We start from the raw sequence: 22,015 nt of genomic DNA, 5'->3' as shown, positions 1-22,015 counted from the left end.
CGACTTCGAAAACGCCTTCGCTGGCAAGCCAGCTCCTACACAAGCCAGCGCCTGCAGCGAGCTGGCGGCCCTTCAGGCCCAGGCCAGCACCAGCAGCCCGGCCCCCAGCACCACGCACAGCGGGGAATAGAACAGGGTGTCGAGACGGGCGAACTTCGAGTCGTGCACTTGCTTGAAGAAACCCACCAGCTCGGAGTCGCCAATGGCCCGGGCGAACATCAGCAAGGCAATGGCGCTGATCACCCATTGCAGGGACGGATGGGTCACGGTCGGCAGGTAGAGCCCGACCCGCAGGCACACCAGCATCGCCACCAGCAACAGCCCCACCGCCACCAGCAGCGTGGCCAGGGCCGGTGGCCGGAACGCCGGCTGGCTCTGCCCGGGAGCCGGCCCCGGGACTTCGGGGATCACCGCGTCGCTGCCGCGCTTGCCACCGGCGGCCCAGTACAGATGGATCAGGCTGATGAACAGAAAAGTGCCGGACATCCCCTGTGCAAGCAGAAGATTCATGTTCAGACATCCGTGTTGAAAATGTCGCTGAAGAATGGACCCGATTGCTCGTTTTTGTAAGTACGTTCGTCGCCTTCGATGATAAAGTGCCGCCCCATGAAATTGACCCGTTCCGATCGCTCACTCGTTGCCTGGATGCTCTATTGCTGCGTCCTGTTCAACGTGTTCGCCTGCAGCATCGGCCACGGACAGATGCTCGGCATGCAGCTCAACGGCATCGGCGGGCAGTTCTGCAGCATTGATCCCAACACCCAGGCACCGCTGCAACAACCTGCCGACCAGGACTCCCTGCCCACCCTGTCCAAGGCCTTCGGTTGCCCGTTGTGCTCCACCGGCGGCATGGGTCCGGCACTGAACTCCAGCGTCACCCTGGCGCTGTTGCCCCAACCCCAGGCACCGCCGCTGGCGCGCCAGTTCCTGCCCGAACTTCCCGCCCGTTTCACCTGGCCCGCCGCCCATCCTCGGGCCCCGCCCCACGCCTGATTCTTGCTCGTGCTCAACCCGCCCACTGCGCTGCTGCGCGGCGCGCTGTCGTGGGCCTTTTCCTAGTCAAGAATTCAGGATGCACCCATGAAACACCTTCCTTTACTGGCGAGCCTGCTGGCCTGCCTGTCCGTCAACGCCTGGGGCAAATCCGGCCTCGAGCTGGCCCCGGCCACCGTCAATGCCGAAGAGACGGACGCGGAGCCCGGCCTGTCCCTGGAGCAGTCCAGCGGCATGGCCTCGCGGCTTGGCCTGAGCCTGCGGGAGACCCCGGCCTCGGTGGCGATAGCCAGCCGCCAGGACATCGAGCGACGTGGCGCCCAGACCTTCCAGGACGCCGCCAATGCCCTGCCCGGGGTCAACGCCAGCGCACCGCCGGGATTCGGCGGTTTCATCTCCTACCGCGGCTTCACCAGCAGCCAGATCACCCAGATGTTCAACGGCATCAACGTCGCCACCGGCCTGGCGCGGCCGGTGGACGCCTGGATCTATGACCGGGTGGAACTGGTGGGCGGCCCCTCGTCGCTGATCAATGGCGCCGGCTCCGTCGGCGGCTCGCTGAACTACGTGACCAAACTGGCGGACCGCCGCGAACAGGCGGCCGAGGGCCTGCTCAGCTACGGCAGCTACGACACCACGCAAACCGCCTTCGGGGTCAATCACGCCCTGAGCCCGGCGGGGGCCGAGGTGCAGCATTACGCACGTTTGGATGTCAGCCACAACACCAGCAACGGCTACATCGACCGCCAGCAGCGCGATGCCTGGAGCCTGGCGTTCTCCCTGCTCAGCGACCTGACCCCGGACCTGTCCCACACCCTGGCCGTGGAGTATCAGGACGAGCACGAAGACAGCCCCTACTGGGGCACCCCGGTACTCAATCCCAAGGCCGGCGAGCTGAAGATCGACAAACACAACCGCTTCAACAACTACAACGTCGCCGACGGCCTGTATGAGCAGCGCACGGTTTGGCTGCGCTCGATCATCGACTACCGGATCAACCCCAGCACCAGCCTGCGCAACACCCTCTATCACCTGGACAGCCAGCGCGACTACCGCAACCTGGAGACCTACCAGTACAACGCCGACAACAGCCGGGTGAACCGCTCCACCGCCTATCTGGTGCGGCACCAGGGCCAGCAGGACGGCAACCAGTTCGAGCTGCGTCATGACGATCAACTGTTCGGCCTCGACACCACCTGGTCCGGAGGGTTCGAATACAAGGTCAACAGCACTACCAGCTCACCGTGGAACGTGTCGGCCAACAACAGCGTGGACCCCGGCCATTTCCAGCCGGGGTACTTCTATGACCTGAAGGGCACCCGTCAGAGCTGGGTCAAGGACAAGACCAACCAGGTCACCACCCGTGCCTTGTTCGTCGAAAATCGCCTGGCCCTGACCGACGAGCTGTCCCTGCTCAGCGGCCTGCGCTATGACGCCATCGACCTGGACGTGACCAACCACCGAGTGATCACCGCCAGCAACCCGCGACATCTCAAGCGCAGCTGGGAACCGGTCACCGGGCGCCTGGGGCTGACCTGGCAGTTCCTGCCCAGCGCCAACGTCTACGTGCAATACAGCACGGCCGCCGAACAGCCCAGCGGCACCCAGAACTTCGACGTGTCCACCGGCAAGCAATGGGAAGTGGGCAGCAAGTTCGACTACCTGGACGGGCGCGGCTCGGCGACCCTGGCGGCCTACCGCATCGAACGCAAGGACTTTGCCGTCACCGATCCCCAGGACCCGACCAACAGCATTCCCGTGGGCCAGCAGACCTCCAAGGGCATCGAACTGGCCAGTTCCCTGCGGGTCACCCCCAAGCTGCTGGCAGAGGCCAACTTCGCCTGGGTGGACACCGAATATGACGAATTCAACGAGAAGATCGCCAGCGGCGCCGTGGTCTCGCGCAAGGGCAACACCCCGACCAACGTCCCCGAGCGGGTGGCCAACCTGTGGCTGACCTATGACCTGGCCCCAAGCTGGCAGACCGGCGTCGATGCCCGCTACGTGGCCTCGGTGTACGCCGACAACGCCAACACCCAGACCCTACCGGCCTACACCCTGTACGGCAGCTTCCTGCGCTACCAGGTCGACAGCCACACCACCCTCACCGGCCGGGTGCGCAACCTGACCAACGAGGTCTATGGCAGGTTCGCCCATGTCTCCCCGGCTTACTACCTGGGCACCCCACGCACCTTCGAACTGGCGGTGCAGACCCGTTTCTGACCGGCTTGCGGGCCTCTTCGCCGGCAAGCCGGCTCCTACGGGAATATCGTGCGGTGTCAGGGCGGCCGTAGGCGCTGGCTTGCCAGCGAAGGCGTCGCCATGGATGGTGCAAGGCTTGCGGGCCCTTTCGCCGGCAAGCCGGCTCCTACGGGATATCGTGCGGTGTCAGGGCGGCCGTAGGAGCTGGCTTGCCAGCGAAGGCGTCGCCATGGACGGTGCAAGGCTTGCGGGCCCTTTCGCCGGCAAGCCGGCTCCTACTACAGGGCGGCGGCGACTTTGGCGGCGATGTCCTGGGGCACCCAGTTGCGCCAGAGGTCAGGATGCTGCTTGAGGAAGGCCCGGGCCGCGTCACGGGGGGCGCTGTGGTTTTCGCTCATCTGCGCCAGGGCCTGGTTGAGGGGCTCGATGGGCAGGTCCACCTGGCTAAAGAAGTTCACCAACTGCGGGTACTGTTTGTGGAATGGCGCAGACACGCCGATGGACAGTTTCGAGGCCAGGGAACGGGTCGGACGCGGGTTGGGGTTGTCGGCGTCGGTCAGGGTCTTCCAGGCCTCGGCATCAAAGGGCGGCTCTTGCAACTGGACCAGTTTGAAGCGCCCCAGCAGCGGCGTCGGTGACCAGTAGTAGAACAGGATCGGCTTGCCCCGACGGATCGACGAACTGATCTCAGCATCCAGGGCTGCGCCGGAGCCACTGCGAAAGTTCACGTAGCTGTCCTTCAGGCCATAGGCCTTGAGCTTCTGCTGGTTGACGATCTCCGAGGTCCAGCCAATCGGACTGTTGAGAAAGCGCCCCTTGTTCGGACTCTCCGGGTCCTTGAACACATCTTTGTAGCGCACCAGGTCGGTGACGCTGCGCAACTCCGGCGCGAGGGCCACGATGCCCTTGGCGGGGTCGCCCTTGATCACATACTCCGGCACCCACCAACCTTCGGTGGCGCCCTTGACCGTGTCCCCCAGGGCCAGCACCTTGCCTTCGGCCTCGGCCTTGACCCACACCGGGCTGCGACCCGCCCATTCTTCGCCAATCACCTGAATATCGTTGTTGGCCAGGGCGGTTTCCAGGGTGATGGTGGTGCCGGGCAGCGTATCAGTGGGCAGGCCGTATCCCTTCTCGACCACGATCCGCAGGATCTCGGTAATCAGGCTGCCGCTTTCCCAATTCAGGTCGGCGAAGTGAATCGGCGCGGGGGCCGCTGCCAACGGTGGCGCGTTCAAGGCGGCAAGGGCCAACAGGCTGCTGGCCAGCAGCGCTCGAAATCCTTTCATGGGGTGCACCTCTCGGGTCGGAACCAGGGCAATAGGGACGCGCAGCGCAAAGACGCCAGGCCCCTGAAGCATTCAGTCAACTGACTGTAGTAGAGGTTCCGTTTTTTCAACCGAGGGCCAGGCCCGGATCGCCCCTCAAGGGTCCGCCGGCTCCTGCAGCCGCTGCAACTCGCGGCGCACCATGCTGGCGTAAGCCGCCGGGCGCAGGTGATACAACTGGCCAGCGACCCAGTTCAGCCAGGCGCCCTGCAAGCGCGCCTTCTCGGCGAACAGGCGTTGAGCTTCGTCACACGCGGCCTGCTGGTGCTGCTGGTGAAACTCGGCGCGGCTCTGGCTCATCACTCGCTGGCCTTGAAGCTCACCAGTTCGCCCTTGCGGAATTTGGCAGCCTTGGCGCTGACCGCCTTGAGGGTCTTGCTCAAGCCTTCCTGCAATTGCTCGTTGGCGGCGAAGACCATCACCACCGAGTGACCTTCCCTGAACACTATCCCCTGCCCCTGGGGGCTGCTGACAAAGGCATAGTCGCCCAAGCCATAGACCGTCAGCTTGATCTCGCGAAAGCGGATCTCCAGCTTGCCGCCTTCACGGCTGGGCAGCACGGCGGCGCGAAAATGATCGCCCACCTTGAGTTCCAGCCGAGGCTTGTCGTCCACCACCAACGCGGACTCGGTATCGATCTCGGCGATGTAGATGCCTTCGGCGGACTGTTCGGTGATGTAGACAAAACGAGATTGGAACTGCTTGACCAGCTTTGCGCGCAAATCACCCAAAACGAACAACGCATGCATTTCAAGATTACTTACTGCCAAGGAACACTCCCCGATACTCAAAATGGTGCCGTCCGAGGAAAAACGGACAGCACAAAAAAATCGCCATGACGGCGTAGTCAACCCAATCAGTGACCCAAAAAACCCACAAGTGAACCCGGCACTCCTGGCCACGACGCTGACGCCGGCGCTGAGCAACGGGCATTTCGCCGATGCATCAGGCTCATGTCGAAGGCTGTAGGAGTTGGCTCTGACATCCCGCAAAGCGTGGCGGCGCGTTAACTGGAGTGGGTACTGAAACCGGCCTGCTGGCCGGATACACCCTGATCATGATTCCCCAGATCGGCAGCCACTTCGGGTTGCAGAGGTAATTCTAGAGCAACTTTGTGCATTTCGACTATTTAAAGCAACCAAGCACTAGTCGGGCGACTAGTCATACAAAGACCGCTGTTGGACATCAGCCGGTAATGTTGCCGGGAGTCTGTGCTCGACGGCCGGACATTCTAGCCAGTAATACTCTGATGCAGTGGGCTGAATTGCCGGAGTTCTGCATAAGGATTTGCGCATAGGAAGTTTCAGCTTAGAACCTCAGAATAATCTTTACCTAGAGCAAGGTGACATAACTCAGCCCGTCACCACCTAACAACTGCCATACTCCGCCACTGGTTGAATGACCGCAGCACGCGGTGTTCAAGCACTCACTCATCTCCAAGGGAAGGCTAGAAGTGACCGAACTAGATATTGGCGAGTTTTTCATTCGTGGCGAGTGCAGAGAAGTCGAAGGCGAATTCCAGGCCGTGATTGCCATGCGCGCCAAACCCCCACTGACCCAGATCACCTTCCACCAGGTAGAACGCGACCGCTGGTTCAAGACCTCAGAAGAAGCTGCAGCGGCGGCCAGGGAATCCGCCAAGGCCCTCAAGCTGGCCATCGACCAGGGCGCCCTGAACGCCTGATACCCGCCCCAGCGCGCCGCCCAGGGACCCAGCGGCGCCACCGTGACCCAGGCGAGATCCGTTTAAGAGCATCATGATGATTAACTTAAAACCACCGACTCGCCTTCGGGCCCTGCCTGCAACAACCTGAATCCCTACATCCGCCCCTGCCGTTCAAGACGCTACCCGCCACCCAGGCATCAAGCCGAATGCTGGAGCGCATGGCGCCCGGACCGGCACTGCGCCAATTGCGTCTGCCAGGCCTGCCGGCACTCCTCGGCCTCGACGCGGCTGGCAAAGGCAGTGCCACGTTGTTCGCCATTGACCAGCACCACCCAGCACGCCTTGCGTCCCAGATCCCGCAGCATGGGGGGAACACCGCTGCCGATCATCACTGCTACATCAACCTTGCTGTGCATGGAGAACCTCCAGAAATTAGTTAGCTCCCTAACAATGTAGGGAATACTAGTCAGTTCCCGGCGCCTGGAACAGTCAGATTCTGCACAGCAGTGTTACGCCCCTGGTAACAATGTTCTCTCAGCCCTTGCGCTGGGGCGGCGCCTGCTCGGGCTTGTAGCCCAGGCGCAGCCCACCCCAATGCCGCCCCTGGACCCAGATCGGCACCGACAAGTCATGCATCAGTTCGCCGGTATCCCGGGTATAGGTTTGCAGCAACAACGGTTGCTGGTGACTGCCACAACGAATGCCGGTGCGATCGGCGAACTTGCGCTTGCTGCGGTTATGCAGGTTGTCCACCACGGGATCGCCGGTCAGCGGTTGGGAGAAGGCCTGGTTGTGGGTCGGTACATAACCTTCCTGGGTACAGGCGATGGCGAACACCAGGCCGTCATGGCGCGGCAGCAGGGATTCCTGGATCGGCGGCAGTACCTGGTCGGTGTAGCGGTCGAAACGGGTCTGGTACCTGGCCGGATCGGTGTTGGCAATCAACTGGTAGTGGCGGTCGAACAGGTCGTCGAGGCTGATGCGGTTCTGCGCCAGATCGGTCTCGAACTGCTCGGCGATACGCCGGGCACCTTCACGGGCCAGGTCATAGATACGCTGGTGGTAGTCATCCAGTCCCACAGCCGCCAGACGTTCGCTGATGGTTTCCGCCTGCCCTTCCATCTGCACCGCGGCCTGGGCCAGGCTGCGGGTCTGCTGATCGCTGACCGCCAGATCGCTGCGCATCTGCTCCACGGCATGGAACAGGCTGTCCAACTGTTCGCGGTTGGTCTCGGCGCCCCGGGCAATCTCGCTGACCTGGCCTTCTACCCCCGCTGCCAGCCGGGCGATGTTGTCCAGGTGCCGGCCGGTGTGTTCCACCTGTTCCACCCCCAGGTTCAGGTCGTCGGACAGCTGGCGGATCTGCTCCACCACATCACTGGTGCGTTGCTGGATATCAGCCACCATCACCCCGACCTCATCGGTGGCCGTGGCCGTGCGTCCGGCCAGCCCGCGCACTTCGTCGGCGACCACGGCAAAACCCCGCCCGTGTTCCCCGGCTCGGGCTGCTTCGATAGCCGCATTCAGGGCCAGCAGGTTGGTCTGACTGGCAATGGACTGGATCACCAGGGTCACCCGCTGGATCTCTTCACTGCGCTGGCTCAGGGCCTCGATCAGCTCGCGGCTGCCACTGGCCCGTTCGCTCAGGGAGTGCATGCGACTGATGGACTCCCCCAGCACCGTGCGCCCTTCGGCGCTGCTGGCGTGGGCTTCACTGGCGGCCTCCAGGGCTTGCCGGCTGAGTTGCGAGGTGGCCTGTTCGGTCTTGATCATCACTTCGGCGTTGCCGACGATGCGCGCCGCGGCATCCAGCTGGGATTGCAGCTTGCCCGCCAGTTGCGTCACCGAATAGGCCACGCCAGCAGCGGACAGGGCGTTATGGGTGGTGCTGTAGGAGAGGTCGCGGGTCAGCGTCGACAGTTCACTGTCGGCCGTTGTTGCCGGCGCCAAGGGCACTTTGCGGCCTCTCAGCCGGGGCAGCCAGACCACCAGCACCGCCAGGGGCAGGCACAGGTACAGCGGCCAGTCACCCAGTGCCTGGCCGCCCAGCAAGCCCATCAAGGCCGCGCTCTGCAAAGTCGGCGCCCACCAACGGGCAGCGGCGGGTGTTGTTGCCAGCGGTTGCGCGAGCGGCACCGCTAGAGATCCATCTCTTGACATGTTTAGCACCCCACATCGTTCTAATTATTTTCGGCATTAGACGCCACTAGAAGGCCATTATCCATGGTCCCTTAGTCGGGGGTTTGCAGTAGATCAAGGGAATGAGCGGGTATGGAGCCGTACCCGGAAAAACAAAGCCCCCGCTGTGGCGGGGGCTGGCGATCAGGCTTGACGCTGATGCTTGTCGATCTGCTCGTGGCGCTCTTGGGCTTCGATGCAGTACTTGGTGGTCGGGCTGATCAGCAGGCGCTTGAGGCCGATCGGCTCGCCGCTGTCGTCGCACCAGCCGAAGCTGTCGTCACTGATCCGGCCCAGGGCCTGCTCCAGTTGCGGCAGCATGCGCTGGTCGCGATCAATGGCGTTGACCAACCAGGTGCGCTCTTCTTCGACGGAAGCGGCGTCGGCCGGGTCAGCCGGGGTGTCCAGGCTTTCAATGGCGATCCGGTTCTGCTCGATGCGCTCGTGGGTTTCCACCTTCATGGCTTGCAACAGGTCGCTGAAAAAAGCGTGCTGCTCGGCATTCATGTAGTCATCCGCCGGCATGGCCAGCAACTTATCCTTGGTCATTGATTTCTCTATAAAAAATACGTGCATTAAGGCGAATTCAAACTGTTTCCGGTTGACCCGTCAGGTCATCAGAAAGGCGCCATACCTTCCAAGCGCCACCCGGCACTCAATTTACGAGGGGCGGCAGTCTAAGGCCGGTTTGAGGGCGCAGCAACTGAAATGACAGCGAATCTGTCCGACAAACCGCACAAAGCCCGCAATTGCGGGCTTTGGTGGCGCTTGTCAGAGTGCTTTTATAACAAAAAATTCCATACGAGCAGGTCTGTTAGAAGACAAACGGCAGTACCGGACGGCGGATTCGAGCCTTTTACCCCCATTTCTCACCCCCCGTAGAAGCCGGTTTGCCGGCGAATAACCATCTTGTGGACCCCTGCGCCGACAAGCCAGCGCCTGCAACAGCCAGGCGCATCAGCGTTTGAGCTTGCGCTTGTTGCGGTACTGGTCGATGACCACCGCCACCACAATGATCAGGCCCTTGATGATGTCCTGGATGTAGGCATCCACCCCGACAAAGGTGAAGCCGCTGGCCATGACACCAAGAATCAGCGCACCGATCACCGTGCCGGTGATGCGCCCCACGCCACCGGCCAGACTGGTGCCACCGATCACGGCTGCGGCAATCGCATCCAGTTCATAGGACATGCCCATCCCCGCCTGTCCGGTGGCGGCCCGCGCCGAGGCCACCACCCCGGCCAGCCCCGCCAGCAGCCCGGCGATGCTGTAGACGATCACCAGATGGCGCTTGACGTTGATCCCCGAGGTACGCGCCGCCTGCATGTTGCCGCCGATGGCGTAAGTGTATTTGCCGTACTTGGTGTAGCGCAGGGCGATGTGGAAGATCACCGCCACCACCAGGAAGATGATCACCGGCATCGCCCCGTGACCGATGGCGGTGTAGGAATCCGAGAGCATGCTCACCGGCTGGCCTTCGGTGTAGTAGCGGGCCAGACCGCGGGCCGAAACCATCATGCCCAGGGTGGCGATAAAGGGCGGAATGCCAGTAATGGCGATGATGCTGCCGTTGATCGCCCCCGCCAGCAGGCCCACCCCCAGCCCGGCCACCACCGGTATCCACACCGGCAAATCGGTCAGGGACGGAAACACCGCCCGGGAAAAGTCCGAGGTCTGGGCCAGGCTGGCGGCAATCATCGCCGACAGTGCCAGCACCGAGCCCGAGGACAGGTCAATGCCCGTGGTGATGATCACCTGGGTCACGCCAATGGCCAGCAGGCCGATGATCGACACCTGCAGGATCATCAGCACCAGGCGTTGGGAGTTCATCAGGAAGCTCTGGTCACGCACGATCCAGCCGAACAGTTCGAAGACCAGACCGATGCCGATCAGGACCAGAAAAATACTCAGTTCAGTGGGAAAGCGCCGGCGCGTTCTAGCGGGCGCCGCGGCCGGTTTGTTTTCAGACATCACGTTCATAACCACTCACCTTAGTTAGTGCCTGGCCGCGGCGAATCAACGCGCCGCCGGCCGCCATCGATTGAAAAATCAGTGCACCAGCGACATCCCTGATGCCAATTGCATCACCCGTTCCTGGGTCGCCTCGCTGCGGTCGAGGGTGCCCATCAGCTCACCTTCGTGCATGACCATGACCCGGTCGCTCATGCCCAGCACCTCGGGCAGCTCCGAGGAAATCATGATCACCGCCATGCCCTCGCTGGCGAGGAAGGAGATCAAGCGGTAGATCTCGGCCTTGGCACCGACGTCGATGCCCCGGGTCGGCTCATCGAGAATCAGGATTCGCGGATTGGTCATCAGCCAGCGCGCCAACAGGGCCTTCTGCTGATTGCCCCCGGACAAGGTATCGATGCATTGCTCCAGGGACGGAGTCTTGACCCGCAGCTTCTTGCACATGTCCTCGCACAGGGCACGCAAAGCCTTCTGCTGGACAAAACCGCCGCCGGCGTAATGCGGCAGCACCGCCACTTCCATGTTTTCCAGGACCGACAGACACGGAAACAGCCCGCTGAGCTTGCGATCCTCGGTCAGCAGGGCAAAGCCCTTCTCGATCGCCTGGTGCGGGTCGCTGATGCGCAGGGGCTGGCCGTCGAGGACCATCTCGCCGCCGTCGCTGGGGGTGATGCCGAACAGGGTTTCGGCGACATTGGTCCGCCCCGAGCCCATCAGCCCGGCGATGCCGAGGATCTCCCCGGCATGCAGGTCGAACGACACTCTGTCGAACACCCCGTCCAGGCGCAGGTCGCGGACCCTGAGCAGCAGGTCGCCGACCGGGTTTTCGCGCTGGGGAAACAGCTGGCTCAGCTCACGCCCCACCATCATCGAGATCAGGCTGTCGCCGTCCAGGCTGTCGGCCCGTTGCAGGCCGATGTAGGCACCGTCGCGGAACACCGCCACTTCATCGGCGATGGCGAACACTTCGTTCATTTTGTGGGTGATATAGATGATGCCCTTACCCTGGGCCTTGAGGTCGGCAATGATCGAGAACAGGTGCGCCACCTCCTTGTCGGTAATGGCCGAGGTCGGTTCGTCCATGATCAGTACGTCGGAGTCGTAGGACACCGCCTTGGCGATCTCCACCATCTGCCGCTCGGCGATGCTCAGGTTGCCCACCTGCTCCTCGGGATCGAGGTTGATGCGCAGGCGTTCCAGCAACTGCGCGGTGCAGCGGTGCATAGCGCGGTGATCGATCATGCGCAGGCCATTGAGTTGCTCACGGCCGATCCAGATGTTCTCGGCAATGCTCATGTGCGGCATCAGGTTGAGTTCCTGATGGATCATGGCGATGCCCGATTGCAGGGCCTGCAGGGGCGTTTCGAACACCACCGGCCGGCCCTTGAGGCGCAGCTCGCCGGCGTCCGGCTGGTAGATGCCGGCGATGATTTTCATCAGGGTCGACTTGCCGGCGCCGTTCTCGCCCATCAGCGCCAGCACCGTTCCCGGGCGTACCCGCAGTTGCACATCGGACAAGGCGACCACACCGGGAAAGCCCTTGCTGACGTTGATGACTTCCAGCAGATAGGGCTCTTCAATCGATGGGGCGGCAGGCTGGATACCCGCCAGCGGGGTGCTCGAGGCAGTCGCGCGAGAGAACATGATCAGGTACTCCATTGGCAAGGCTGCCCGAGGCCACCTTGCCACTTATTATTGTTAGCGCCTGTTCACGATCTGCTGCGCTTAGCTCATGCGGCGTTAAACATGGCTTGCCTGAGCGGCGCTCGCTAGATCGAGAACAGGTTCTTCTGGAACTGCTCTGGAAGCTGAGCCGTTACTTGAACTGGTCGACGTTGTCCGGGGTGATCAGCCGATACGGAACCCACACCGCCGGCTCCACCGGCTCATGCTTGATCATCTTCACCGCGGTATCGATGGAACCGTCCGCCTGGCCCTTGGCATCCTGGAACACCGAGAGCGCCAACTCGCCCTTCTTCACCGCGCGCAAGCCATCCGGGGTGCCGTCGACACCGGCGATCAGCACACTGCCCTTCTCGACCCCGGCCTGCTTCAGCGCCATGGCGGCACCAATGGCCATTTCATCGTTGTTGGACACCACTGCGTCGAACTTGCGGCCCTGGGTCAGCCAGTCGTTGACCAGGGTCATGCCCTTGTCCCGCAGCCAGACCCCGGTCTGTTCCTGGTCGACCTTGATCCCCGGGTACTGGGCCAGCACTTCCTTGACCCCCTTGGTGCGGTTGGTGGTGGAGTTGTTCGCCAGGTCGCCCAGCAGGATCACGATGTCACCCTTGCCGCCCATCTTGTCGGCCAGGTACTGCATCTGCATTTTCCCGGCTTCCAGGTCATTGGAGGCCACGGTGACCACGCCCTTGGGCAGGTTCAGGTCATCCGGGCGGCGGTTGACGTACACCAGGGGAATACCGGCCTTCACCGCAGCCTCGGTAATTTTCTTGGTGGCGGCGGTGTCCACCGGATTGACCACGATCGCGTCGACTTTCTGGCTGATGAAGTTCTCGACCTGGCTCAATTGCTTGACCACATCGCTGCGGGCGTCTTCGAACTGCAGCTTGACGCCATCGGGCAGGGACTTGGCTTTCTGATCCATCGACTCGCGCAGATAGGTCAGCCAGGTGTCATCGAACTGCGACATGCTCACGCCGATCTTGATGTCGGCGAGCGCGGCCCCGCTGGCCAGCAGCATCGACAGCGCAAGAGAGGCAAAACGGATCTTGGTGTTCATAACAGGTCTTTCTCCACATTCTTGTAGGTTTTATGGATAAAGCGCAGAAAAACTCAGAGCGGCAGATGCACGATCGGGGCACCGGGTACGCAGCACACCAGTGAACCGTTGCGCTCTTCGCACAGAAAGCCGAGGCAAGTCAGGAGGACGGCAGAACGGCTGGCCCGAGGCAGGACGGCGGCCGGCGCGTGAGGATGGCGAAACAATGAACGTACAGCCTGTACAACAGATTTGAAGGTTTTCATCGACGGTACCTGTTTGTTTTTGTTAGTCGGCCCGCACCGGTCTCAAGGCGTGCTTGAGGGGTTCGGAACCTAGCTAGTCGGCAACCTGGAAATGACTTTATTGGAAAATAATTTCTACATCAACTCATTTTAGAATTTTATTCTAAATCTGTTTTTCCCTCGGAAAACGTCGTCATCGATACCACCCGAGACTGCTGCGCACTCAAGCGCGCGGCGTCTAGCACCTGGGTGGTGGCCAACGCGTCGGCGGCCGTGACAGGCAGTGCGCCCTGGCCTTCCAGGGCCTGTTGCAGCTGCTGATAGAACTGCTGCCAGGCACCTCGCTCCGAGGTTACGCGCTCGCGCTCATCCCCTTGTTCGAACCAGCCCCAGCGCCGATGCTCCTCCACGCCCCAGCGTTCGCCCTCGGTTTTCGGCGAGCGACCCGCCACCAACGCCTGCTCCTGGCCGTCGAGGCCGTCAACCGTGTAACAACCGGTGCTGCCACTGACCCGAAACCGCGGCCCCTGGCTGTTCTGCAGGCAACTGCCCCATAAATGTGCAACCACGCCGCTGACGTGGGTCAGGGAAACAAAAAAGCCGTGGTCGACCACGGCTTCTTCAGGGGTGTACTGCAGCTCGGCATAGACCCGGACCACCGGCCCGAATAACTGGAGGGCCTGGTCCACCAGATGGCTGCCCAGGTCCCGCAGGAACCCACCGCCACTGGCATTGCCCACGGCTTGCGGGGCATAACGCTCGACCCGCGACTCGTAGCGGGTGATCCGGCCCAGCGCGCCGCTGTCGAGGAGTTTGCGCAAGGTCAAAAAGTCCGAATCCCAACGCCGGTTCATATAGACGCTGAGCGGCACCTGGCGCGCGGCGGCGGCCTGGATCATCCCTTCGGCCTCGGCTGCATCGGCGGCGAAGGGTTTGTCGCTGACCACCGCGATGCCCCGCTCAATGGCCTCCAGCACCAGAGCCGGGCGCCCGTCCAGGGGCGTGGAAATCACCAAGGCATCGACCCCGGCCTCCGCCAACTGGCCCATGCTGTCGAACGCCGCAACCCCCGGATGATCATCGGCCAGCAAGCGCCGGCGCTCTGCAGAGCGGGTCACCACCCCGACAAAACGCGCACCGGCCAGACTGGCAATCAGCGGCGCATGAAAATGACGACCGCCATGGCCGTAACCCACCAGACCTATACGCATACACCCTCCATCCATTCATTCCCCAGCATCGCCTCCCTCACGCCAGCCCTCGTAGGAGCTGGCTTGCCAGCGAAAGCGTCCTCAAGACATGCACAGCATCCACAGGCCCCTTCGCCGGCAAGCCGGCTCCTACAGGGTGGGGTTAGCCGTAGAAGCGCGGGCGCTCTGGCAGCTCGACCTTGACGATCTGCCCGCTGCCCTGCGCTTCGATGCAGGCATCGGCCGCCACGGCGGCGGCAAAGCCGTCCCAGGCTGACGGTCCGCCCACCTGGCCGGCGCGCACACCGTCGATAAAGGCCTGCAACTCCACGTCATAGGCGGCGATAAAGCGGTCCTTCCAATCCATCAGGATGGCGTTGGACAGCTTGGCTTCGCTGCGCAATTGCACCTGGGACGGCTCCGGCAGCTTGGCGATACCGCTCTCTCCCACCACTTCGCACTGGATGTCGTAGCCGTACTGGCAGTTGACGAACACCTCAACGTCAATGCGCGTGCCACGGGCGGTTTCCAGCAGCACGATCTGCGGGTCCCGCAAGTGAGCGTGGGCCTTGCTGGTCTTGCGCGGGAATACCACTTGCACCGACACGTAGTCGTCAGCCAGCAACCAGCGCAGCACGTCCAGTTCGTGGATCAGGGTGTCGGTGATGGCCATGTCGGTCTTGTAGTTCTCACCCACCCGCGGGTTGCGGTGGGCACAGTGCAGCATCAACGGCTCGCCGATCTGCCCGCTGTCGATCACCGCCTTCAAGGCCTGGTAACCCGAATCGTAGGGGCGCATGAAACCCACCTGCACCAGGCGCTTGCCGTGGGCCACTTCGGCGTCGACGATGCGGCGGCAGCCGGCGGCGGTCACCGCCAGGGGTTTTTCACAGAACACCGGCTTGCCCGCAGCAATCGCCGCCAGCACGAACTCCTCGTGGCTCGGACCCCAGGAGGTGACCAGCACCGCCTCGACGTCCGCCGCCTTGATCAGCGCGTGGCCGTCCGGGTAGACCTCGGCCGTGAGCTTGAGGTCGCTGACCACCTTGGCCGCCGACGCCAGGTTGATGTCGGTGACCGCCACCACCTGGCTGCCCAGCAGGGTCTGGCTGCAACGACGGATGTGATCCTGGCCGATGGCGCCGGTACCGATAACACCAAGTTTCAAAGACATGCAGATACTCCTGTTGTTGTGCGTTGCAGAGCAATCAGTACTGCCGGGCCTGGGCCAGGCGTTGATTAAGGATCTTGGCCGCCGCATCGGTGCGTTCGCTGGTGGACACCTGGGCCACGCCCACCCGCCACCAGGACAGGTAGCTGTGGATCATGGTCTTGGGCAGGACCTTGATGTCGATCAGGGTCGAGACCGTCTGGGTGCGGGCATCGGCCAGGGCCGCCAGCAGTTGTTCCTCAGTGCTGACCTTGTACGTCTTACAGCCGTAGGCCGCGGCGCTCATGGCGAAGTCCACCGGCACAAAGCCGCCGTCGAGCTTGCCGCTCGAAGGGTTGCGGTAGCGGAACTCGGTGCCGAAGCTGTCCATGCCGTGGCCCATCTGCAGGTTGTTGATGCAACCGAAGGTCATGTTGTCCAGCAGCACCACGTTGATCTTGCGCCGCTCCTGGATCGAGGTGGCCAGCTCCGAATGCAGCATCAGGTAGGAACCGTCGCCCACCAGGGCGTACACCTCGCGATCCGGCTCGGCGAGCTTGACCCCCAGGGCCGCGTTGACCTCGTAACCCATGCACGAATAGCCGTATTCCACGTGGTAGGTGTTGACCCCCTTGCTGCGCCAGCTGCGCTGCAGGTCGCCGGGCAGGCTGCCGGCGGCGGCGACGATAATGCCGTCCTCGGGCAAGGCCTGGTTGAGCACCCCGAGCACCCGGCTCTGGGTCAGGCAGGAGCCGGTCAGCTCGATGAATTCCCGCAGCACCGCCGGGTCCATGTGGTCGTTGATCTCCGGGACAAAACCCTGGTCCTGGTATTGCACCTGATAGACCCGGTCCACCTCGGCGTCCAACTGAGCCTTGGCCGCGCTGATCTGCCCGTCCCAGGCCGCCCGATAGCCACTGCGGCCCAAGGCTTCGCTCAGGGCCTGCAAGCCGAGCTGGGCATCGGCCAGCAACTGCACGCCATCCAGCTTGAGGCCGTCGCAGGGGCTGATATTGAGGTTGAGGAACTCCACCTCGGGGTGCTGGAACAGCCACTTCGACGAGGTGGTGAAGTCGCTGTAGCGAGTGCCGATGCCGATGATCAGATCGGCGTCCTTGGCCAGCAGGTTGGCCGCCAGGCAGCCGGTCTCGCCGATCCCGCCGACGTTCAATGGGTGCTCGGAAACCACCGCGCTCTTGCCCGCCTGGGTTTCGGCAAAGGGGATGCCGAAGCGTTCGGCAAAGGCCTGCAACGCCCGGTTGGCCCCGGAATACTTGACCCCGCCGCCACAGATAATCAGCGGTTTGCGCTTGCCCTTGAGCAGCGCCAGGGCATCGCCGAGCATGGCCTCGGTGGCCGGGCGGCGGTCGATGCGATGCACGCGCCTGGCGAGGAAGTAGTCCGGGTAATCGTAGGCTTCGCCCTGCACATCCTGGGGCAAGGCCAGGGTCACTGCGCCGGTTTCCGCCGGGTCGGTGAGCACGCGCATGGCGTGGATCGCCGCGCTCATCAGTTGCTCGGGGCGGTTGATCCGGTCCCAGTACTTGCTCACGGCCTTGAAGGCATCGTTGGTGCTGATGCTCAGGTCATGGAACTGTTCGATCTGTTGCAGCACCGGGTCCGGCTGGCGGCTGGCGTAAACGTCCCCAGGCAGCAACAGCAAGGGAATCCGGTTGGCGGTGGCGGTGGCCGCCGCGGTCAGCATATTGGCCGCGCCGGGGCCCACCGAAGAGCTGCAGGCGTAGATCTTGCGCCGCAGGTGCTGCTTGGCGAAACCGATGGCGGCGTGGGCCATGCCCTGCTCGTTGCGGCCCTGGTGCACCACCAGGTCGCCACTGTCCTGTTCCAGGGCCTGGCCCAGGCCGAGCACGTTGCCGTGGCCGAAAATGGTGAAGACCCCGGCGATGAACTTGCTCTGGACCCCATCCACCTCGACGTATTGGTTATCGAGGAATTTCACCAGGGCCTGGGCCATGGTCAAGCGTGTCGTACTCATGGTTTGCACCTTAATTTTGATGTGTCGCCAACACTCCCTTAGGAGCTGGCTTGCCAGCGAAAGCACGCTCAATGTTTGCGCCCTCTGCAAGGGCCCCTTCGCCGGCAAGCCGGCTCCTGCACACTGGCGGCGTCAAGTCAGGGATTGCTGCAGGTGGGCAATGCTCGCGCCAATCGCCTGCTGGATATCCGCCAGCCCGTGCACACTCTCGGCAAAGGGTTCGAACGACAGGTAGCCGCTGTAGCCACTGCTCAGCAACGTGTCGATCTGCGCTGCATTGCCGAGGATGTCCGCCTCGCCCACCAGCACCCGATGGCCGTCGCGAATGCTGTTGAGCGGCGCTTGGCGGTCCTCGACACCGGAGATGTGCACCAGCCCGGTCAGCTCGGGGAAGAACTCATGCTCGCTGGCCAAGTGGTGATGGAAGGTGTCGTGCACCAGACGGAACACGTCCAGGCCGCCGATGGCCCGGATCGCATCCACCGCCGTACGCTTGCGCCGCAGCGAGCATTCTTCGAAGCCCAGGGGCTCGATAAACCCCAGCAGGCCGTGATCCCGCAGGATCGGCGCCAGCTCGCTCAAAGCGCTGCGCAAACCGCTGATGCGCTGGGCCTCAGTGCGCGGGTCGGCACGCTCATTGAGCGGGCACATCACCAGCCCCTCGGCCCCACAGGCACGGGCATAGGCGGCGAGTTTCAAGGTCTGCTGGCGACGCTCGTCGTTCCACACGTCGAAGGGGTACAGGGCGTTGATCGACAACACCTTGATACCCTGGGCCGCGCACAATTCACGGACCCGTTCCGGCGGCGTGCCGTCCTCGATTTCCACGCCCGCAAGGTCGTTGCGGATCTCAATGGCATCGGCCTTCAGCGTCACCGCCAGGTCAATAAACTCCGGCAGTGACAAACGCGGTGCAACCATACGATTCAGGGCGAAACGCAGGGGCTGGCTCATGCTGGCTGTTCTCCAAAATCCATCGCGTCGAGAAAGTTACTTGGCCGTCGGCATGCTGAATTCCGGGCCCTTGGCGATGCTGTCGGGCCAGCGCTGCATCACGCTCTTGTAGCGGCTGTAGAAGCGCACGCCTTCCTCGCCGTAGGCATGGTGGTCGCCGAACAGCGAACGCTTCCAGCCGCCGAAGGAGTGCCAGGCCATGGGCACCGGGATCGGTACGTTGATGCCGACCATGCCCACCTTGATGGTGCGGGCAAAGGCCCGGGCCACGCCGCCGTCGCGGGTGAAGCAGGACACGCCATTGCCGAATTCATGGGCGTTGATCAGCTCCACCGCGCTGGCAAAGTCGGGCACCCGCACAATGCCCAGCACCGGCCCGAAGATTTCCTGCTGGTAGATGCTCATCTGGGTGGTGACGTGATCGAACAGGGTGGCGCCGACAAAAAAGCCCTGCTCCGCCCCCGGCACCTTGAAGCCGCGACCGTCCACCAGCAGCTGCGCACCCTGGGCCACGCCCTGGTCGATAAAACCTTCAACCCGGGCCTTGTGCTCGGCGGTCACCAGCGGCCCCATGTCGCTGTCGCCCTGCAAGCCGTTGCCAACCTTGAGTTGATCGATGCGCGGCAGCAGCTTGGCGATCAATTCGTCGGCCACCTCGCCCACCGCCACGGCGATGGAGATCGCCATGCAGCGCTCGCCGGCCGAGCCGTAGGCCGCACCGATCAGTGCGTCGGCGGCCTGGTCCAGGTCGGCGTCGGGCATCACGATCATATGGTTCTTGGCCCCACCCAGGGCCTGCACACGCTTGCCTCGGGCGCTGGCCTGCTGGTGGATGTACTCGGCAATCGGCGTCGAACCGACAAAGGAAATCGCCTCGATGTCCGGGTGCTGGAGCAAGCCGTCCACGGCGCTCTTGTCGCCCTGGACCACGTTGAACACCCCTTCGGGCAACCCGGCTTCCGTCAGCAGGCGCGCCATCAGCAGGCTGGCGGACGGGTCGCGCTCGGACGGCTTGAGGATGAAGCAGTTGCCGGTAATCAGGGCAATGGGGATCATCCACAGCGGCACCATCACCGGGAAGTTGAACGGCGTGACCCCGGCACACACGCCCAGGGGCTGGCGCAGGTTCCAGTTATCGATGCCGCCACCGATGTTGTCGCTGAAATCGGTTTTCAAAAGGTTCGGCGCGCCACAGGCGTACTCGACGATCTCGATGCCACGGGTCACCTCGCCCATGGCGTCGGACAGCACCTTGCCGTGCTCGCGGGTGATGATTTGCGCCAGTTCCTTGTGGTGCTGGTCCAGCAGTTCCTTGAACTTGAACATCACCCGCGCGCGGCGCAGGGAGGACTGTTCGGACCAGGCCGGAAAGGCCTTCAGCGCCGAGGCCACAGCCTCGTCCACGGTCTTCTGGCTAGCCAGGGCAACACGGGCCTGGACCGCCCCCGTGGCCGGGTTGAACACCTGGCTGAAACGCTCGCCGGCGTCCTGCACCTGGCCGCCGATGTAATGACCTACTACCGGGGTATCGCTCATTGTTCTTGTTCTCCGTGAAAGGTTGCAGTCTCAATTCAGAAATTCAGTTTTCAGAAATTCAGTTTTCAGAAATTCAGTTTCCAGAAAGTCAGGGCTTCAGAAACTCGGGGGTTCAGAGATCCAGCAGCCAGCTGTGCTGCGGGTCGTTATGGAACTGCCAGACCCGCTTCGGTCCGGCCATGACGTTCAGGTAATAAGACTCGTAGCCGTAAGGCACGCTGACCGGGTGATAGCCCTTGGGCACCACCACCAGGTCGCTGTTTTCCACGGCCATGGCCTGGTCGAGGCTGCGGTCGTCGGTGTAGACCCGCTGGAAGACAAAGCCCTGGGGCGGGTTGACCTGGTGGTAATAGGTCTCTTCCAGAAAGCTCTGGTGCGGCAAGTCATCGGTGTCGTGCTTGTGCGGCGGGTAGCTGGAGGAATGCCCGGACGGCGTGCGCACCTCCACCACCAGCAGGGAATGGGCCGGCTCGCTGTCGGGCAGGATGTCGCAGACATAGCGGGTATTGGCGCCCTTGCCGCGCACGCTGCGCTTGCACTGCTCCGGGCGGATCAGCCGTGGGCCGAGGCCAGCAGCGGCATCACCCGGGGCGGCACACACGGCGATCTGCACCTCGCTCAAGGCGGTGACCTGGGCCTGGCTGCCCGGCGGCAGGTAGGCGGCAAAGGGCGATTTGTCTTCGAACACCGATTGCCGGTCGCCCAGGTTGTCCCACTGGAAGGCGCCCTGGGGGGCTTCGCCCTGTACGTCGATGCGGCCGCTGAGCAGCACCAGGCACAGCTCCTTGTCGCCGGCGCTGACCGGCAGGCTTTCCCCCAGGCTCAGGCGGTAGGCACTGAACCCCACATACTCCAGGGCGCCCTCTTGCAGCTGGACCATGGTCCGGCCCTTGGCGGCGCTTTTAACCAGCAGGCTCATTGGGCAGTCCTCCTGCGTTGCAGGCCGGCGTCCAGCAGGGCCCGCAGGGTGTCGTAACCTTTTTTTGCGTAGACGTAGCTCGGCGCCACGGCCGGGTCCTGCTCGGCTTCCACCACCAGCCAGCCGTGGTAGTCGGCGGCCAGCAGCACATCGAGCAAGGCGGCAAAGTCGATGTCGCCATCGCCGGGCACGGTGAAGGTGCCGTTGACGATGCAATCCGGGAAGCTCCACAGGTTGTTGCGCGCCAGTTGCACCACCGGCTTGCGCACATCCTTGAAGTGCACGTGGCAGACGCGCTGGATATGCTTGCGCAGCACCTCCAGGGGTTCGCCGCCGCCCATGTAGCAATGGCCCGAATCGAACAACAGGCCGACTTCCTCGCCGGTCAGGCTCATCAGCTTGTCGATGTCCGCCGGGGACTCGACGTAGGCGCCCATATGGTGGTGATATGCCAGGCGCACGCCCTGGGACAGGGTGAAGCGCGCCAGCTCCGTGAGTTTGTCGGCGTAATCCTGCCAGGCCTGTTCACTGTGGAAGCGCGGGCGCTCGATCAAGCGCACCGGTGAGCCCTGGATCGAGTCGGCCACTTCGCCGTAAACCAGCACCGAGGCGCCGTTGCGTTTCAGCAGTTCGACGTGGCTGGCAATGGCGTCGATTTCCTCCGCCACCGAGCGCCGGGCCAGGCGGCTGGAGTACCAGCCCGAGACCAGCGCCAGGTCGTAAGGGCGCAACACATCGCCCACGCCTTTGGCGTCCTTGGGGAACTTGCCGTTGAGTTCAAAGCCTTCGTAGCCGATGTCCTTACCTTCGCTCAGGGCGGTGCTCAGGGGCGTTTCACCGCCCAGGGCCGGCAGGTCGTCGTTGCTCCAGGAGATCGGGTTGATGCCAATTCGGATGGCGGGCATGGCTGCACCTTTTGTTGTTATTCATGAAAGCGTGGAGAACGGCCTTGTACTTGTAGGAGC

20 protein-coding genes are annotated in these 22,015 nt (G+C 63.1%); 3 read left to right on the top strand and 17 right to left on the bottom strand.

Annotated elements, in window-relative coordinates; all coding sequences use genetic code 11:
• Positions 1-72 precede the first annotated feature (72 nt).
• Positions 73-510: a DUF3995 domain-containing protein gene (locus tag ACSSVC_RS17250; RefSeq protein ID WP_346632646.1), complete on the bottom strand. Its 438-nt coding sequence runs from the start codon at positions 508-510 to the stop codon at positions 73-75.
• A gap of 96 nt (positions 511-606) precedes the next feature.
• On the opposite strand from ACSSVC_RS17250, the gene ACSSVC_RS17245 reads away from it, so the two are divergent.
• Positions 607-993, top strand: coding sequence for a DUF2946 domain-containing protein (locus ACSSVC_RS17245; RefSeq protein WP_346632645.1), 387 nt, complete (start codon positions 607-609; stop codon positions 991-993).
• Positions 994-1,080: 87 nt separating this feature from the next.
• The gene (locus tag ACSSVC_RS17240; protein WP_492611054.1) at positions 1,081-3,216 is read left to right on the top strand and encodes a TonB-dependent receptor; all 2,136 of its coding nucleotides are present in this window, start codon (positions 1,081-1,083) and stop codon (positions 3,214-3,216) included.
• 257 nt (positions 3,217-3,473) lie between these two features.
• Here the strand turns inward: ACSSVC_RS17240 and ACSSVC_RS17235 are convergent, their stop codons facing one another.
• The 3 genes from ACSSVC_RS17235 to ACSSVC_RS17225 all read right to left on the bottom strand — a co-directional run bounded on the left by ACSSVC_RS17235 (position 3,474) and on the right by ACSSVC_RS17225 (position 5,293).
• The gene (locus tag ACSSVC_RS17235; protein ID WP_446440101.1) at positions 3,474-4,484 is read right to left on the bottom strand and encodes an ABC transporter substrate-binding protein; all 1,011 of its coding nucleotides are present in this window, start codon (positions 4,482-4,484) and stop codon (positions 3,474-3,476) included.
• Between the two features lie 135 nt (positions 4,485-4,619).
• On the bottom strand, positions 4,620-4,823 hold the full coding sequence (locus ACSSVC_RS17230) for a hypothetical protein (RefSeq protein ID WP_102864458.1): 204 nt from the start codon (positions 4,821-4,823) through the stop codon (positions 4,620-4,622).
• Positions 4,823-5,293, bottom strand: a complete 471-nt coding sequence (locus ACSSVC_RS17225) for a hypothetical protein (protein WP_346632642.1) — start codon at positions 5,291-5,293, stop codon at positions 4,823-4,825. Before ACSSVC_RS17225 ends, ACSSVC_RS17230 begins: the two co-directional genes overlap by 1 nt.
• A gap of 683 nt (positions 5,294-5,976) precedes the next feature.
• Here ACSSVC_RS17225 and ACSSVC_RS17220 point away from each other — a divergent pair.
• The gene (locus ACSSVC_RS17220; protein WP_102864456.1) at positions 5,977-6,207 is read left to right on the top strand and encodes a hypothetical protein; all 231 of its coding nucleotides are present in this window, start codon (positions 5,977-5,979) and stop codon (positions 6,205-6,207) included.
• Between the two features lie 179 nt (positions 6,208-6,386).
• Here the strand turns inward: ACSSVC_RS17220 and ACSSVC_RS17215 are convergent, their stop codons facing one another.
• The 13 genes from ACSSVC_RS17215 to iolE form a co-directional block, all read right to left on the bottom strand.
• The gene (locus ACSSVC_RS17215) at positions 6,387-6,605 is read right to left on the bottom strand and encodes a hypothetical protein (protein WP_346632641.1); all 219 of its coding nucleotides are present in this window, start codon (positions 6,603-6,605) and stop codon (positions 6,387-6,389) included.
• A gap of 118 nt (positions 6,606-6,723) precedes the next feature.
• Positions 6,724-8,349: a methyl-accepting chemotaxis protein gene (locus tag ACSSVC_RS17210; RefSeq protein ID WP_346632640.1), complete on the bottom strand. Its 1,626-nt coding sequence runs from the start codon at positions 8,347-8,349 to the stop codon at positions 6,724-6,726.
• Positions 8,350-8,511: 162 nt separating this feature from the next.
• On the bottom strand, positions 8,512-8,916 hold the full coding sequence (locus tag ACSSVC_RS17205) for a TraR/DksA family transcriptional regulator (protein ID WP_123723309.1): 405 nt from the start codon (positions 8,914-8,916) through the stop codon (positions 8,512-8,514).
• A 408-nt stretch (positions 8,917-9,324) separates the two neighbouring features.
• Positions 9,325-10,347, bottom strand: coding sequence for an ABC transporter permease (locus ACSSVC_RS17200; RefSeq protein ID WP_346632639.1), 1,023 nt, complete (start codon positions 10,345-10,347; stop codon positions 9,325-9,327).
• Between the two features lie 69 nt (positions 10,348-10,416).
• A complete protein-coding gene (locus tag ACSSVC_RS17195) occupies positions 10,417-11,982 on the bottom strand; it encodes a sugar ABC transporter ATP-binding protein (RefSeq protein WP_492611053.1) in 1,566 nt (521 codons plus the stop codon).
• Positions 11,983-12,154: 172 nt separating this feature from the next.
• On the bottom strand, positions 12,155-13,081 hold the full coding sequence (locus ACSSVC_RS17190) for a sugar ABC transporter substrate-binding protein (protein ID WP_346632637.1): 927 nt from the start codon (positions 13,079-13,081) through the stop codon (positions 12,155-12,157).
• A gap of 382 nt (positions 13,082-13,463) precedes the next feature.
• A complete protein-coding gene (locus ACSSVC_RS17185; protein ID WP_446440097.1) occupies positions 13,464-14,516 on the bottom strand; it encodes a Gfo/Idh/MocA family protein in 1,053 nt (350 codons plus the stop codon).
• Positions 14,517-14,658: 142 nt separating this feature from the next.
• Entirely contained in the window at positions 14,659-15,669 is a 1,011-nt protein-coding gene (gene iolG / locus ACSSVC_RS17180) for a bifunctional inositol 2-dehydrogenase/D-chiro-inositol 1-dehydrogenase (RefSeq protein ID WP_404939561.1), read from the bottom strand.
• Between the two features lie 34 nt (positions 15,670-15,703).
• Positions 15,704-17,641 (bottom strand): 3D-(3,5/4)-trihydroxycyclohexane-1,2-dione acylhydrolase (decyclizing), encoded by a 1,938-nt coding sequence (gene iolD / locus ACSSVC_RS17175; RefSeq protein WP_492611052.1) that lies wholly within the window; start codon positions 17,639-17,641, stop codon positions 15,704-15,706.
• Positions 17,642-17,773: 132 nt separating this feature from the next.
• Positions 17,774-18,595: a TIM barrel protein gene (locus ACSSVC_RS17170; protein WP_346632633.1), complete on the bottom strand. Its 822-nt coding sequence runs from the start codon at positions 18,593-18,595 to the stop codon at positions 17,774-17,776.
• A gap of 36 nt (positions 18,596-18,631) precedes the next feature.
• Positions 18,632-20,131, bottom strand: a complete 1,500-nt coding sequence (locus ACSSVC_RS17165; RefSeq protein WP_492611051.1) for a CoA-acylating methylmalonate-semialdehyde dehydrogenase — start codon at positions 20,129-20,131, stop codon at positions 18,632-18,634.
• Positions 20,132-20,243: 112 nt separating this feature from the next.
• Positions 20,244-21,050, bottom strand: coding sequence for a 5-deoxy-glucuronate isomerase (iolB, locus tag ACSSVC_RS17160; RefSeq protein WP_492611050.1), 807 nt, complete (start codon positions 21,048-21,050; stop codon positions 20,244-20,246).
• On the bottom strand, positions 21,047-21,955 hold the full coding sequence (gene iolE / locus ACSSVC_RS17155) for a myo-inosose-2 dehydratase (protein WP_346632630.1): 909 nt from the start codon (positions 21,953-21,955) through the stop codon (positions 21,047-21,049). The genes iolB and iolE overlap by 4 nt, the downstream gene beginning before the upstream one ends.
• Positions 21,956-22,015 lie beyond the last annotated feature (60 nt).

It is taken from the genome of Pseudomonas sp. E1BtOHC1 (assembly GCF_058744285.1).
Note: the sequence above shows the minus strand (reverse complement) of the source record. Positions and strands in the feature narration are given on the sequence as shown.

Excerpts from the sequence above, each read along its gene's own strand:
- ACSSVC_RS17215 (WP_346632641.1), bottom strand. The coding sequence starts at position 6,605 with ATGCACAGCAAGGTTGATGTAGCAGTGATGATCGGCAGCGGTGTTCCC.
- ACSSVC_RS17205 (WP_123723309.1), bottom strand. The coding sequence starts at position 8,916 with ATGACCAAGGATAAGTTGCTGGCCATGCCGGCGGATGACTACATGAAT.
- iolG (WP_404939561.1), bottom strand. The coding sequence starts at position 15,669 with ATGTCTTTGAAACTTGGTGTTATCGGTACCGGCGCCATCGGCCAGGAT.
- iolE (WP_346632630.1), bottom strand. The coding sequence starts at position 21,955 with ATGCCCGCCATCCGAATTGGCATCAACCCGATCTCCTGGAGCAACGAC.
- iolD (WP_492611052.1), bottom strand. The coding sequence starts at position 17,641 with ATGAGTACGACACGCTTGACCATGGCCCAGGCCCTGGTGAAATTCCTC.
- ACSSVC_RS17240 (WP_492611054.1), top strand. The coding sequence starts at position 1,081 with ATGAAACACCTTCCTTTACTGGCGAGCCTGCTGGCCTGCCTGTCCGTC.
- ACSSVC_RS17165 (WP_492611051.1), bottom strand. The coding sequence starts at position 20,131 with ATGAGCGATACCCCGGTAGTAGGTCATTACATCGGCGGCCAGGTGCAG.
- ACSSVC_RS17190 (WP_346632637.1), bottom strand. The coding sequence starts at position 13,081 with ATGAACACCAAGATCCGTTTTGCCTCTCTTGCGCTGTCGATGCTGCTG.
- ACSSVC_RS17230 (WP_102864458.1), bottom strand. The coding sequence starts at position 4,823 with ATGAGCCAGAGCCGCGCCGAGTTTCACCAGCAGCACCAGCAGGCCGCG.
- ACSSVC_RS17250 (WP_346632646.1), bottom strand. The coding sequence starts at position 510 with ATGAATCTTCTGCTTGCACAGGGGATGTCCGGCACTTTTCTGTTCATC.
- ACSSVC_RS17195 (WP_492611053.1), bottom strand. The coding sequence starts at position 11,982 with ATGTTCTCTCGCGCGACTGCCTCGAGCACCCCGCTGGCGGGTATCCAG.
- ACSSVC_RS17200 (WP_346632639.1), bottom strand. The coding sequence starts at position 10,347 with ATGAACGTGATGTCTGAAAACAAACCGGCCGCGGCGCCCGCTAGAACG.
- ACSSVC_RS17210 (WP_346632640.1), bottom strand. The coding sequence starts at position 8,349 with ATGTCAAGAGATGGATCTCTAGCGGTGCCGCTCGCGCAACCGCTGGCA.
- ACSSVC_RS17170 (WP_346632633.1), bottom strand. The coding sequence starts at position 18,595 with ATGAGCCAGCCCCTGCGTTTCGCCCTGAATCGTATGGTTGCACCGCGT.
- iolB (WP_492611050.1), bottom strand. The coding sequence starts at position 21,050 with ATGAGCCTGCTGGTTAAAAGCGCCGCCAAGGGCCGGACCATGGTCCAG.
- ACSSVC_RS17185 (WP_446440097.1), bottom strand. The coding sequence starts at position 14,516 with ATGCGTATAGGTCTGGTGGGTTACGGCCATGGCGGTCGTCATTTTCAT.
- ACSSVC_RS17245 (WP_346632645.1), top strand. The coding sequence starts at position 607 with ATGAAATTGACCCGTTCCGATCGCTCACTCGTTGCCTGGATGCTCTAT.
- ACSSVC_RS17235 (WP_446440101.1), bottom strand. The coding sequence starts at position 4,484 with ATGAAAGGATTTCGAGCGCTGCTGGCCAGCAGCCTGTTGGCCCTTGCC.